The 13,503-nt window shown below is 64.4% G+C and carries 12 protein-coding genes; 9 read left to right on the forward strand and 3 right to left on the reverse strand.

Going from position 1 to position 13,503, the window contains the following annotated elements; all coding sequences use genetic code 11:
- The first annotated feature begins 53 nt into the window (after window positions 1-53).
- Window positions 54-1,085 (forward strand): hydroxyacid dehydrogenase, encoded by a 1,032-nt coding sequence (locus LB515_RS03740; RefSeq protein ID WP_224706792.1) that lies wholly within the window; start codon window positions 54-56, stop codon window positions 1,083-1,085.
- A 15-nt stretch (window positions 1,086-1,100) separates the two neighbouring features.
- Here LB515_RS03740 and LB515_RS03745 read toward each other — a convergent pair whose 3' ends face one another.
- Entirely contained in the window at window positions 1,101-1,778 is a 678-nt protein-coding gene (locus LB515_RS03745) for a GntR family transcriptional regulator (protein ID WP_224522935.1), read from the reverse strand.
- Window positions 1,779-1,915: 137 nt separating this feature from the next.
- Between LB515_RS03745 and LB515_RS03750 the strand changes: the two genes are divergently transcribed.
- The 8 genes from LB515_RS03750 to LB515_RS03790 all read left to right on the forward strand — a co-directional run bounded on the left by LB515_RS03750 (window position 1,916) and on the right by LB515_RS03790 (window position 10,737).
- A complete protein-coding gene (locus LB515_RS03750) occupies window positions 1,916-2,503 on the forward strand; it encodes an amino acid synthesis family protein (protein ID WP_224625592.1) in 588 nt (195 codons plus the stop codon).
- Window positions 2,496-4,304, forward strand: a complete 1,809-nt coding sequence (locus tag LB515_RS28250) for an alpha/beta fold hydrolase (RefSeq protein ID WP_318012605.1) — start codon at window positions 2,496-2,498, stop codon at window positions 4,302-4,304. The genes LB515_RS03750 and LB515_RS28250 overlap by 8 nt, the downstream gene beginning before the upstream one ends.
- 5 nt (window positions 4,305-4,309) lie before the next feature.
- Window positions 4,310-5,362: an LLM class flavin-dependent oxidoreductase gene (locus LB515_RS03765; RefSeq protein WP_140838966.1), complete on the forward strand. Its 1,053-nt coding sequence runs from the start codon at window positions 4,310-4,312 to the stop codon at window positions 5,360-5,362.
- The gene (locus LB515_RS03770; protein WP_140838968.1) at window positions 5,359-6,834 is read left to right on the forward strand and encodes an aldehyde dehydrogenase; all 1,476 of its coding nucleotides are present in this window, start codon (window positions 5,359-5,361) and stop codon (window positions 6,832-6,834) included. Before LB515_RS03765 ends, LB515_RS03770 begins: the two co-directional genes overlap by 4 nt.
- 61 nt (window positions 6,835-6,895) lie before the next feature.
- Window positions 6,896-7,900, forward strand: a complete 1,005-nt coding sequence (locus tag LB515_RS03775; RefSeq protein WP_224706793.1) for an ABC transporter substrate-binding protein — start codon at window positions 6,896-6,898, stop codon at window positions 7,898-7,900.
- A 68-nt stretch (window positions 7,901-7,968) separates the two neighbouring features.
- The gene (locus LB515_RS03780) at window positions 7,969-8,829 is read left to right on the forward strand and encodes an ABC transporter permease (protein ID WP_140838972.1); all 861 of its coding nucleotides are present in this window, start codon (window positions 7,969-7,971) and stop codon (window positions 8,827-8,829) included.
- A 1-nt stretch (window position 8,830) separates the two neighbouring features.
- A complete protein-coding gene (locus LB515_RS03785) occupies window positions 8,831-9,631 on the forward strand; it encodes an ABC transporter permease (protein ID WP_140838974.1) in 801 nt (266 codons plus the stop codon).
- Window positions 9,628-10,737: an ABC transporter ATP-binding protein gene (locus LB515_RS03790; protein WP_224522943.1), complete on the forward strand. Its 1,110-nt coding sequence runs from the start codon at window positions 9,628-9,630 to the stop codon at window positions 10,735-10,737. Before LB515_RS03785 ends, LB515_RS03790 begins: the two co-directional genes overlap by 4 nt.
- A gap of 119 nt (window positions 10,738-10,856) precedes the next feature.
- On the opposite strand, the gene otsB is transcribed toward LB515_RS03790, so the two are convergent.
- Both otsB and LB515_RS03800 read right to left on the reverse strand, forming a co-directional pair.
- On the reverse strand, window positions 10,857-11,639 hold the full coding sequence (gene otsB, locus LB515_RS03795; RefSeq protein ID WP_224706794.1) for a trehalose-phosphatase: 783 nt from the start codon (window positions 11,637-11,639) through the stop codon (window positions 10,857-10,859).
- Window positions 11,636-13,426, reverse strand: coding sequence for a trehalose-6-phosphate synthase (locus LB515_RS03800; RefSeq protein WP_224706795.1), 1,791 nt, complete (start codon window positions 13,424-13,426; stop codon window positions 11,636-11,638). Before LB515_RS03800 ends, otsB begins: the two co-directional genes overlap by 4 nt.
- Window positions 13,427-13,503 lie beyond the last annotated feature (77 nt).

The raw sequence follows: 13,503 nt of genomic DNA on the forward strand, positions 1-13,503 counted from the left end.
AGTAAGACTTGAATGCGTGGTTGACGCGATCCAATCGCGCCCGGAGGAAAAACATGCCCGACAAAGCCTTGCCGCTGGTCATCAGCGCGCCCGAACCGCGCACATTGGAGCTCATCTTCACGCCGCCGCAGCTGGCGCGCCTGCGCAAACACTATCGCATTGTCGAGACCACCCCGGAAGGCGTCGCCGCCCTGCCCGCCGAAACCCTGGCCGAGGCGCGTTTTATCATCGGTCAGCCGCCGATTTCAGCTGAGACGCTGGAGAAGCTGAAGGCGCTGCGCTGCATCTTCAACGTAGAGACCAACCTGCTCAACAACATGCCTTATGAGACGCTGTTTGCGCGCGGCATCCATGTCGTCACCACCGGCCTGGTTTTTGCCGAACCGGTCGCGGAGCTCGGCCTTGCCATGGCGCTGAACCTCGCCAGAAACATCGTCGACGCCGACCTCGCTTTCCGGCAGGGCAAGGAGTTGTGGGGCGGCGACGGCAACCAGACCGCACGCCTGCTTTCCGGCGCCGATGTCGGCATCATCGGCTTCGGCGATCTCGGCCGCGCACTCAACCGCCTGCTGACCGGCTTCCGCACCCGCACGAAAGTTTTTGATCCATGGCTGCCGCCATCGATCCTGATCGACAATGGCGTCGAGCCGGCCTTGCTGGACGAGGTGCTGTCGCAAAGCGATTTCGTGTTCGTCGTTGCTTCCGTCACCAGCGAGAATGAAGGTTTCCTGGGCGCCGACGCCTTTGCCAGGATGCGCAAGGGCGCGGCCTTCATCCTGCTCAGCCGCGCTGGAATCGTCGATTTCCCGGCATTGATGCAAGCGGTGAAGAGCGGCCACATCGTCGCCGCGAGCGATGTCTTCCCGGAGGAGCCGCTGGCAAAGGACCATCCCGTCCGCACCCTGCCCGGCTTCCTGCGTTCGGCGCATCGCGCCGGCGCGCTCGATATCGCCTTCAAGCGCATGGGCGACATGGTGCTGGAGGACATGGACCTTATCGACCGCGGTCTGCCACCGCTGCGCTCCAAGCGCGCCGAACGCGAGACGGTTTCGCGCATGCGCTCCAAACCGGTCGACAGGAACTAAGTTCGAACAGGCTGTCTAGAGCGAACCCAGCCGAAGCGCGTCGCGCGCGATTTGCCAGGCCGTCTCCACATGCCGCCGCGCCGCCGCCTCCGCCGCTTCCGGCTTGCGTGAGCGGATCGCATCCATGATCGCATGCATTTCGGCGATCGCAGGCTCGCGGCGGTTCTGCGACAGGATCGTCATCGAACGCAGCTGGTTGATGCGGACATTGAGGCCGGTGACGATCTCCCAAGCGATGCGCTTGTCGGCGGCTTCGAACAGCACTTCGTAGAAGCTCGCCGTCGCCCGCATCACCTCGGCCGGCACTCCCGACGCCCACGCCTCGAGCAGCTTCGCCAGCGCCGCATCAAGCAAGGCGATCTGACCGTCGGTGGCCGACGTGGCGCAGGCCTTCGCCGCGATGCCCTCCAGCAGCGCGCGCAACTCGTAGATCTCGTCGGTCCGGCCAAGATCGGGCTTCGCCACGGCTGGCCCGTGCCCAGGTATCATCTGCACCAGGCCTTCGGCCTCCAGCTGCCGCAACACCTCGCGCACAACTGAACGGCTGACGCCGAGCTGATCGCATAACGGCCGCTCGACCAGCCTTTCGCCGGGCTGGAAATGGAAATCCATGATCGCCTCGCGCATGCGCTCCAGCGCCAGCGTCCTCAACGTCTTGGCGGAGCGGTCGATGCGAAGCGTGTCGGCAGCCATTTTCCTGAATCCCTAGCCTCATCACAAAAACAGATTCCATGATCGGTTGACAAGGCGCCCGGCACTCCATAGCATGGTATACCATAAGACGATACAGAAATCGATGGGCCCCGAGCGGCTCCATCCTGAGGAATTTCATGCAGCCGGCCATCCGCAAGATCGTCACCTATACCGAGAACACCCTGATCGAGGGCGGCAAGACGGCCCCGCGGCCGCTGCGTCTGATCGGCGTCGCCGCGGTGCTCACCAACCCATGGGCAGGCCGCGGCTTCATCGAGGACCTCTCCCCCGAGATCCGCGCTTTCGCGCCGGTGCTCGGCGAAACGCTGACCAATGAGATTATCGGCGCGGCAGGCTCGGGCGAGGTCATCGAAGGCTACGGCAAGGCCGCCATTTGCGGCACGTCGGGTGAGGTCGAGCATGCGTCGGCGCTGATCCACACGCTGCATTTCGGCAATCACTATCGCCGGGCCGTCGGCGCCAAGACCTATCTCGCCTTCACCAATCTGCGTGGCGGTCCGAACACGCCGATCATGATCCCGCTGATGGACAAGAACGACGAAGGCCGCCGCTCGCATTACCTGACCGTGCATTTCCAGATCGGCGACGCGCCCGCGCCGGACGAGCTGGTGGTGGCGCTCGGCGCGTCCATCGGCGGCCGCCCGCATCACCGGATCGGCGACCGCTACCAGGATCTGAAGGAGCTCGGAGATCTGCATGGCTGACGCCGCGACGATCCGCAGCAAGGCGCCCGACGGCACCGGCTTCATCCGCGCCGGTTCGGGCGCGCCGGTCCTGCTCATCCACGGCGTCGGCATGGATGCCGCGATCTGGCAGCCCCAGATCGCCGCGATGCAGGACCGCTTCGACGTGATCGCCATCGACATACTCGGCCACGGTTCTTCGCCCCTGCCGCCGGAGAACGCCCGCCTGTCGGACTTCGCCGATCAGGCGATCCGTCTGTTGGATCATCTCGGCCTTGCCCGCGTCGCTGTCATCGGCCACTCGATGGGCGCGCTTGTCGCACAGGAAATCGCGCTTCGCGCCCCGTCGCGCATCAGCGCCCTCATCTGCCTCAACGCCGTTTTCCGGCGCCCGCCCGAGCTCGCGCAGGCGGTGCGCGAACGGGCGGCAGCGCTTGGCGGACCTGGCGACCCATCGGCCATCGCCGCCACGATCGCCCGCTGGTTCGGCGATCCGATCCCGCCGGCTCTTTCGGACGCGGCCGCGACGGCCCGCGCGGCGCTCGAAGGCGTCGATCGGCACGGCTATGCCCGCACCTACCGCCTCTTTGCCAGCGCCGATACCGCGCACGCCGATCGTCTGCCCGATCTCACAGTACCCGCGCTGTTCATGACCGGCTCGGAAGATCGCAACTCGACAGCCGCCATGTCGGCCGCGATGGCACGACTGGCGCCAGCTGGGCGATGTGTGGTGCTGAACGACGAAAAGCACATGATGACAATTGCTTCCCCGCAAAAAGTGACTCAACGGATAATGAACTTTCTCGACGAGGCGTCGAGTGCTTCCGCAGGCGCGGAGGCCGGTCCCGCATTCGACGCCATGGAATTTCGACGCGCGCTCGGCTCCTTCCTGACCGGCGTCACCATCGTCACCACGATCGACGAGGCTGGCGATGCGCGCGGCTTCACCGCCAACTCCTTCACCTCCGTCTCGCTCGACCCGCCACTGGTGCTGGTCTGCATTGCCAAGAAGGCGCTGGGGCATCAGGCCTTCTCGACTTCGAGAGGCTTTGCCATCAACGTCCTGTCGGAAGCCCAGAAAGCCGCATCCGGTGTCTTCGCCTCAAAGACCGCGGACAAATTCGCCTCCGTGGCATGGCAGCCCGGGCAGACCGGCAATCCGCTGATCGAGGGATCAGTTGCGGTGTTCGATTGCGGCATGGAGCAATTGGTCGATGCCGGTGACCATTCGATCCTCATCGGCCGCGTCCATGACTTCAGCCACAATGGTGCCCAGCCTCTCGGCTACTGCCGGGGCGCCTATGTCACGCCGGGGCTTAGCCAGGAGGCGCTGGCGGCGAGCGCTCCCCCCGGAACCGAGGTCGGCGCGATTCTCGAGAAAGAAGGCCGCGTCCTCTTCTTCGAGACTGCCGAGGGATCCTACCAATTGCCGGCCGGTCGCGGTCTCGGTGCCGCGAACGATGCCCGCAGCCTCAGGGGAAAACTTGCCGCCAAGGCGATTGATGCCGAGCTCGGCTTCCTTTACGCAGTGTGGGACGACGCGACGGACGCTGCCCGCACGCACGTCTACTATCGCGGGACGGTGGACGCCCCCGTCTCCGGCGACGGCCAGATCCGGTTTGTCGAGATCGAACGCATCGCCGAATTGAAGATCGCCGATCCAGCAGTGCGTTCGATGCTCGCCCGCTACGCGCGCGAGCGCGCCGAAGACACGTTCGGCGTCTATGTCGGCAACGAGGTCGAAGGCGAGGTCCGGCCGCTCGCAAGGCCGGCGCCGTCGACGCCAAGCCATTCCGGCCCAATCCATTCCGGCCAGCGGTGAGACCGATGAAATTTTCGCTTTTCGTCCATATGGAGCGCTCGGATCTCGCCAAGCCGCATTCCGAATTGCTTACGGAACTTGAAGAACTGGTGCTGCTGGCGGAGCAGGCCGGCTTCGAGACGGCCTGGATTGGCGAGCATCACGGGATGGAATTCACCATCTCGCCGAATCCCTTCATCAACATCGCCTATCTCGCCGCCAAGACGAAAACCATCCGTCTTGGCACCGGCACGATCATCGCGCCGTTCTGGCATCCGATCAAGCTCGCCGGCGAAGCGGCGATGGCCGATGTCATCACCGGCGGTCGGCTGGATCTGGGCATCGCGCGCGGCGCCTACAGCTATGAGTATCAGCGCGTCTTCCCGGGACTGGATGCGTGGGGCGCCGGCCAGCGCATGCGCGAGATGATACCGGCGATCCGCGACCTCTGGGACGGCGACTACGAGCATTCCGGCGAGTTCTGGCAGTTCCCGCCGACCACCTCCTCCCCCAAGCCCTTGCAAAAACCCTCCCCGCCGATCTGGGTGGCCGCGCGCGACCCGAATTCGCACGATTTCGCCGTCGCCAACCGATGCCAGGTGCAGGTGACGCCGCTTGCCTCCGGCGATAGCGAGGTGGCGAGCCTGATAGAGCGCTTCAATGCTGCCTGCCAGGCGCACCCGGACATCCCGCGGCCGCAGATCATGCTCTTGATGCACACTTTCGTGGCCGAAGATGCCGCCGACGCCGACCGACTGACCGAGGACCTCTCGCAGTTCTACTGCCAGTTCGGCGCCTGGTTCCAGAACAAGAAACCCGTCCGCCAGGGCGTTCTCGAGCCGCTGACCGAGGAAGAGATCGCGGCCATGCCCCAATACGCGCCGGACAAGATCCGGCAAAACCTGGTCATCGGCGAGGCCGACGAGGTGATCGCCAGGCTGAAGACCTACGAGGCGCAGGGCTACGACCAGTATTCGATCTGGATCGACAGCGGCCTTTCGCATGAGCGCAAGAAGAAATCGCTGCAGCTGTTCATCGACAAGGTGATGCCGGCTTTCCAGGAGGCGCAGTCGCGATGAGCAGCACCGCCTTCAGGAACTACATAGACGGCCAGTTCGCCGAAGCGTCCTCCACCTTCGACAGCATCGATCCGTCAACGGCCTTGCCCTGGGCGACGATGCCCGCCGCTTCCGTTGCCGATGTCGACCGCGCCGTGGAGGCCGCGCACCGGGCGCTACGTTCCGGTCCGTGGGCATCGATGACAGCGACGGCGCGTGGAAAACTGCTGGTCAGGCTCGGCGATCTCGTCGCCGCCAATGCCAGCCGCCTGGCCGAGCTGGAAACGCGCGACACCGGCAAAATCATCCGCGAGACGCGCGCGCAGATCGCCTATGTCGGCGACTACTACCGCTATTATGGCGGGCTGGCCGACAAGCATGAAGGCGCCTTCATCCCGATCGACAAGGCCGACATGGAAGTCACGGTGCGGCCCGAGCCGATCGGCGTCGTTGCCGCCGTCGTACCGTGGAACTCGCAGCTCTTCCTGTCGGCGGTCAAGCTCGGCCCGGCTCTGGCAGCCGGCTGCACCGTCGTTCTCAAGGCCTCCGAGGATGGGCCGGCGCCGCTGCTGGCTTTCGCCGAGCTCGTCCATGAGGCCGGCTTCCCTGCCGGCAGCGTCAACATCCTCACCGGCTTCGGCCATGATTGCGGGCACCGCCTAACCAGCCATCCCCTCGTCGCCCGCGTCGCCTTCACCGGCGGTCCTTCAACCGCGCGCCGGATCGTCGCCAACACTGCCGAGAACCTCGCCTACACCACGCTCGAGCTCGGTGGCAAAAGCCCGGTCGTCGTCTTCGCCGACGCCGATCTCGACAGCGCCGCCAATGCAGTAGTGGCCGGTATTTTCGCCGCCACGGGCCAGAGCTGCGTCGCGGGCTCGCGGCTTCTGGTCGAGCGTTCGGTCAAGGACGATTTCCTTTCCCGTCTGAACCGCAAGGCGGAAGCCATCGTCATCGGCGACCCGCAGGATCCCGCGACCGAGATGGGTCCGCTGGCGACGGCGGGCCAGCGCGAAAGGATCGAGGCGATTGTGGCGGAGAGCGTGGCGGCAGGCGGCCGACTGGTCACCGGCGGCGCGCGGCCGAAGGGCAAGGCCGACGGATACTACTACGCGCCGACCATCATAGAGGCGCAGGACCAGACTCTCGCCTGCGTGCGCGAAGAGCTGTTCGGTCCGGTGCTGAGTGTGCTTGCCTTCGACAGCGAGGCTGAAGCGCTGGCTTTAGCCAACGACACGCCATTCGGGCTCGCTTCCGGTGTCTTCACCTCAAATCTGGCTAAGGCGCATCGCATGGCCCGCGGCGTCCATGCCGGCGTCGTCTGGGTCAACACCTACCGGGCCGTCTCGCCGCTGGTCCCCTTCGGCGGCTACGGCCTTTCGGGTCTCGGTCGCGAAGGCGGCATCGACGCCATCCGCGATTACACGCGCTCGAAATCGGTGTGGATACGCACCTCCGACGACCCGATCCCCGATCCGTTCGTCATGCGCTGAGAAGGCATGGCGAGGTGCAGACAAGAACAAGAAACGGAACAACCAATCAGAGGAGAACGACATGAAACTGATTTTCGCCGGCATCCTTGCCGGACTGATGGCGACCACGGCCGCGAAGGCCGATGAAATGGTGTTCACCAGCTGGGGCGGGACGACGCAGGAAGCCCAGACCAAATCCTGGGCCGAGCCTTTCACCGCCTCTTCGGGCATCAAGGTGCTGCAGGACGGACCGACCGACTACGGCAAGCTGAAGGCGATGGTCGACGCCAAGAACGTCACCTGGGACGTCGTCGACGTCGAGATGGATTTCGCCATCAAGGCGGCCAAGGACGGGTTGCTCGAGCCGATCGACTTCGCCGTCGTGCCGAAGGCCGATCTCGACCCCCGCTTCAGCAATGAGAACGCCGTCGGCAGCTTTTACTATTCCTTCGTGCTCGCCTGGAACAAGGGCGCCGTCTCCGGTGAGCCGGCAAGCTGGGCGGACATGTTCGACACCAAGAAGTTTCCGGGCAAGCGCACCTTTTACAAATGGTCGGCGCCGGGCGTGATCGAGATCGCGCTGCTCGCCGACGGCGTGCTGGCCGACAAGCTCTATCCGCTCGACCTCGACCGCGCCTTCAAGAAGCTCGACACCATCAAGTCGGACATCGTCTGGTGGGGCGGCGGCGCCGAATCGCAGCAGCTGATCGCCTCCGGCGAGGCCGCCTTCGGCCAGCTCTGGAACGGCCGCGTCTTCGCGCTCGAGAAGGACGGCGCCGATGTCGGCGTGTCCTGGAACCAGAACCTCACCGCCGCCGACGTCCTAGTGGTGCCGAAGGGCGCCAAGAACAAGGACGGCGCCATGAAGTTCCTCGCCGCCGCGACCAGCCCGACCGGCCAGGCGAAATTTGCCGAGGCGAGCGGCTACGCGCCGATCAATACCAAGGCCAAGGCCGAAATGCCCGCCGACGTGGTCAAGGGCTTGCCCGACGCGCATGTCGACGGACAGATCAATCTCGACATGAACTACTGGGCCGAGCATCGCGACGAGATCGCCACACGCTGGTACGCCTGGCAGGCAAAGTAGACGCCGTCCTTTCGTGACAAGGATCGGGACGGCGCTCGCCGTCCCGATCCCAATCCGGGATTACCGTCATGTCGGTGGAAGCACAGCAAGGGGTCGCAAGCCCTCGAATACCGGCAGGCCTCGGCGGCCTGCTTCCGGCGTTGATCCTGATCGGGCTCTTTTTCGGAGTGCCGGTGCTGGCGCTCCTGCTGCGCAGCGTCACCGACCCCGCTCCAGGCCTTCAGAACTATGCGGCGCTGCTGGGCGACGGCACCTATGCGCGGGTGTTCTTCAACACTTTCCTCGTCGCCTTTGTCGTCACCGTCGTCACCGTGGCCGTCGGTTTTCCGGTCGCCTGGATGCTGGCGATCATGCCGCCGGCGCTCGGCTCGATCCTGTTCGGCATCATCATCCTTTCGATGTGGACGAACCTCTTGACCCGCACCTATGCCTGGATGGTGCTCTTGCAGCGCACCGGCGTCATCAACCGGGCGCTGATGGGCGCCGGCATAATCGATCAGCCACTGCCGCTGATCAACAATCTCACCGGCGTCACCATCGGCATGGTCTACATCATGCTGCCCTTCATGATCCTGCCGCTGGTCGGCACCTTGCGCGCCATCGATCCGATGACTTTGCGCGCAGCCGCCCTTTGTGGTGCCAGCCCGCTCGCCGCCTTCAGGCGCATCCTGTTGCCGCTGTCTCTGCCCGGCATCGCCGCCGGCGGCCTGATGGTCTTCGTCATGTCGCTCGGCTATTTCGTCACGCCGGCGCTGCTCGGCGGCACGTCGAACATGATGCTCGCTGAAATGATCGCGCAGATGATCCAGTCACTGCTCAACTGGGGCCTGGGGAGTGCTGCCGCCTTCATCCTGCTCGTCGTCACCATGGCGCTTTATGCATTGCAGCTGCGCCTGGTCGGGTCAAAACGCGCGGCGGGAGGCACCTGAGATGCTGCTCGACTATGACCGCCTCGGCTGGTTGAAGGCAGCACTGCTCGCCTTCACCGCGCTGGTCGCCGCCTTCCTGCTGCTGCCCGTGGTGTTCATCGTGCTGCTGTCCTTCGGCTCGTCACGCTGGCTTGCCTTCCCACCGCCCGGCTGGACATTGAAATGGTATCAGGAACTGTTTGCAGATCCGTCGTGGATCGAGGCCGCGCTGACGAGCGCCCGCATCGCCACGATGACCGCTATCCTGGCCGTCACCATCGGCCTGCTCGCCTCCTTCGCGCTGGTTCGCGGTACGTTCCGCGGCCGCGAAGTCCTGCGCGGGCTGCTGCTCACGCCAATGGTGCTGCCGGTTGTCGTTTTCGCCATCGCCATCTACGCCTTCTTCCTGCGGCTTGGCCTCGGCGGCACCACCATCGGCTTCGTCGTCGCCCACACCGTATTGGCGCTGCCCTTCGCGATCATTCCGATCGCGACCGCTCTGGAAGGCTTCGACAAGTCGATCGAGGATGCGGCCATCGTCTGCGGCGCCAGCCCGCTGCAGGCCAAGCTCAGGATCACTCTGCCGTCGATCCGCATCGGCATCTTCTCCGCCGCGATCTTTTCCTTCCTGGCTTCATGGGACGAGGTGGTGGTGGCGATCTTCATGGCGAGCCCCACTTTGCAGACCTTGCCGGTCAAGATCTGGGGGAGTCTCCGCTCCGACCTCACCCCCGTCATCGCCGCCGCCTCCAGTCTGCTGGTCGCGCTCACGCTGGCCCTGATGATCGTGACGGCACTCTTGCGCCGAAAGCTGCAGACATGACCCAACCCTTTCTCTCGATCCGCAAATTGCGCAAGGCGTTCGGTGCCTTCACCGCCGTTCATGATTTGACGCTGGATATTCCGAAGGGCGAATTCCTGACCTTCCTCGGGCCGTCCGGTTCCGGTAAGTCGACCACGCTCTATGCCATCGCCGGCTTCCAGGATCCGACCTCCGGCGACGTGCTGCTGCAGGGCAAGTCGCTGCTTTCAGTGCCTTCGCACAAGCGCAACATCGGCATGGTTTTTCAGCGCTACACGCTGTTCCCGCATCTGAGCGTCGCCGAAAACGTCGCCTTCCCGCTTCGCGTCCGCCGCCGGCCTGAGACCGAGGTCAGGCGCAAGGTCGCCGACATGCTCTCCCTGGTGCGGCTGGAAAGCTTCGCCGAGCGTCTGCCCGCGGCTCTCTCGGGCGGTCAGCAGCAGCGCGTCGCGCTTGCCCGTGCGCTGGCGTATGATCCGCCGATCCTGCTGATGGACGAACCATTGTCGGCACTGGACAAGAAGCTGCGCGAGGAGATCCAGGCCGAGATCCGACGCATCCATCGCGAAACCGGCGTCACCATCCTTTACGTCACCCACGATCAGGAAGAAGCGCTGCATCTGTCGGACCGCATCGCCCTCTTCAGGGATGGCCGCATCGAACAGATCGGCACCGGCGAAGACCTCTACCTTAGACCCGCAACCGATTTTGTTGCCGGCTTTATCGGCAACTCGAATTTCCTCGCCGCCGAGCATCTGGAAACGGTGGGCGGCGCCTCGACCATTCGCCTCGCCGACGGCGCGCTTGTCTCCGGCATAAATGCCAATGGCAGCTTCGCGCCCGGACAGAAAACCAGGCTGATGATCAGGCCCGAAGCATTTCGCCTGGAGCGCTCGCCGAACAATGCGGAGCTTTCGGTCGAGATCGTCGATGTCGCCTTCTACGGCGAGCGCCGGCGTATTGTCGCGCGCACGAGCGCTGGACAGGAAATCGACATCCGGCCGACATCTTCGGCAGCGGCAACGCATGATGCCTCGCTGGGCAGGCGGCAGATATTCTTCGATCCTGCCGGCGCCTTCCTATTTCCTGCCTCGAGCAAAACCCCGGGCAAGGAGGTGACGTATTAACGGTCCCGATCAAAGTTGAACGCCCGGGCGAGCGTGCGCGAGTCGAAGAAGACCGACAAGGATGGGATCATCGCCATGATCCGGGCCTGCAGCAGCAGCTGTGGAGCACCTTTGCCGATTTAGGCGACGAGGTTGCGGCTCACCGTTGGTGCGACCGGCTCGCCGAAATTGGCTTCTAGCCAGGCGATCGCGCTTGCAACATCCTCGATGACGAAGCGGGCAGCCGTCTCGTCCTGCGGCTTCACGCGGATCGAGATTCCGCCCGCGGCATTGACCGTGTCGAAGCCGTTCTCGTCGGACGTGTCATCGCCGAGGAACACCGGGCGCCTGCCGCTGAACGGACCAGTCTGCATGAAGCGCCGGATCGCAGCGCCCTTGGCTGCCTCAAGCGGCATCAGCTCGACGCCGGCATTGCCGGCGATCACACGGTAGCCTTTGGGCAGGCGCTGAAGCGCTGCCTCGACCAGTTCCGTCGCCCGTGCCAGAAGCTGGGGCGCTGCTCTCGTATGGATGGCGAGCACAGGTCCCTTGCGCTCGACATAGACGGCCTTGCTTGCCAGCTCCAGTTCGATCTCGTCGGCGAGCGCCGCCATGTCCGCCGGCTCGTCGGCGGCCTCGATCCGGCCATCCGGCGCAAGCCTGTGTTCCAACCCATAGAGGCCGGCGATCCTGAGCTTCAAGGGATCGAACAGATGGTCCACGGCCGCGATCGAGCGGCCGGTGATGAAGGCGAGCGCTCCGTCCAGCCGCCGTTCGATCGTCTGCAGCAATTGCCGCAACTCGGCGCTGACCGACACGCTGTCGGGATGCGCCGCGTGCTCCAGCAAGGTGCCGTCGATGTCGAGGAAAAGCGCCCACCGGCCTTCGGGAAGCGGCGGGGTAAGGTCTGCTTGACTATTCATCGGAATCCGACTGCCTGCTTGCGTTCGAACATGGAAACGACATTGTCGCCGGTGGGACCTGCCGGCCGGTCGTATAGGGCCGTGACCCGGTCGAGGTCGCCGCGCTTCCTGAGCCGCGCCGCGTCGAGCAGCATGCTGCCGGCCCAGCGATAGACATTGTTGTCGCGCACGATGTCGCGCATGCGCCGCATGCGCTCGTGCTGCTCGTCCGGCCCCATCGTCATCGCCTGCAGCATCGCCTCGCTCATCATCGCCGCGTCGTAAGGATTGACGATCAGCGCCTCCAGCAATTCGCGCGAGGCGCCCGCGAAGGTGCTGAGCAGCAGCACGCCCTGCTCGTCATCGCGCGACGCCACGAACTCCTTGGCGACGAGATTCATGCCGTCATGCAGGCTGGTGACGAGGCAGATGTCCGCGGCGCGATAAAGCTCATAGACCGCGGCTTGCGAATGGTGCTCGGCCACCATGACGACCGGCTGATAGGATTTGTTGCCGTAGCGCTGGTTGAGCTCGTCGGCATAGCGCAGGCATTCTTCGTGAAGCTGCTTGTAGGCAGGCAGCGTGCCCCGGCTTGGTGCAGCGATCTGCAGGAATACGACGTTACCGATCGTTTCTGGATGACGGATGAACAGTTCCTCAAGCGCATGGAAGCGATCGAGGATGCCTTTGGTGTAGTCGAGCCGTTCGACGCCGACGCAAAGCTTGGCGCCAGTTGGAATTCTGAACCGCTTGCGCACGCGCGCCCGGCACTCCTCGACGCTCGGAAGAGTTTTCAGCAGCTCGACCGGCCACTCGATCGAGATCGGATAGGAATGCACCAGCGTCACCTGGCCGCCATAGGAAATGGCCGCGTCGGCTCGCTCGATCCGGCTTTCCATGAAACGATCGACGCTTTCGGTGAAGTTGTTGGCGTGGAACTGGGTGTGGAAGCCCACGATCGAGCTGCCGAGCAGGCCGTCGAGGATGCGCTCGCGCCACGGGCAGATGCTGAACACTTCCGAGTTCGGCCACGGTATGTGCCAGAAGGTGATGACGATCGCCTCCGGCAGGCGCTCGCGGATCATGCGCGGCAGAAGCGCGAAGTGATAGTCCTGGACCAGCACGATCGGCCGCTCGTTGCGCGCTTCGGCAACCACCGTCTCCGCGAATTTACGGTTGACGGCCTCATAGGCCTCCCAATCGGATTCGCGGAAGATCGGGCGCGTGAACGCGATATGGCAGAGCGGCCACAGGCCCTCATTGGCGAAGCCAAGATAATAGCCCTGATATTCGTCGTCGCTCAGCCAGACGCGGCGCAGCGTGTAGGAAGGATTGCCGGGCGGCACTTGCACGCGGTCGTTCCTGTCCACCACCGTCCGGTCGGCACTGCCGCCGCCATAGGCGATCCAGGTGCCGGCGCAAGCGCGCGTGATCGGTTCCAGAGCCGAGACCAGTCCGCTCGCCGGCACGACAAGCTCGACGTCGCCGTTCCTGGTTTCGTTGTGGATATAAGGCTCGCGATTGGAGACGATGATGACCTGCGCATCCGGCAACTCGTCAGCGAGGATCTTGCGCAACGTCTCCGGCGACCATGTGACCAGGGCCGCGTCGACCGACTGCCCGTTCTTTTCGAATTCGCGCAGCACCTTGCGCGCGGCCTCTGTGGCGAAGTCGTCGCCGGGGCCGGCCACAGCCGAAATCCTCGGGTGATTGCGACGGTACCGGGATATCGAAATGAAAATCGCGAATGCGGAAAGTCCAAGGCTTGCGAGAATAAGGACCAGTAACAGAACGCTGTATTGTGTCATTGAAATGCCAGGCTGCCTCCGGCTGTCCGCTCATTATTTTCGTTCTTGCCGGCTGCGGACGGCAGACCGGTCCACCT

It is taken from the genome of Mesorhizobium sp. CA15 (assembly GCF_020165215.1).
Classification (GTDB): domain Bacteria; phylum Pseudomonadota; class Alphaproteobacteria; order Rhizobiales; family Rhizobiaceae; genus Mesorhizobium.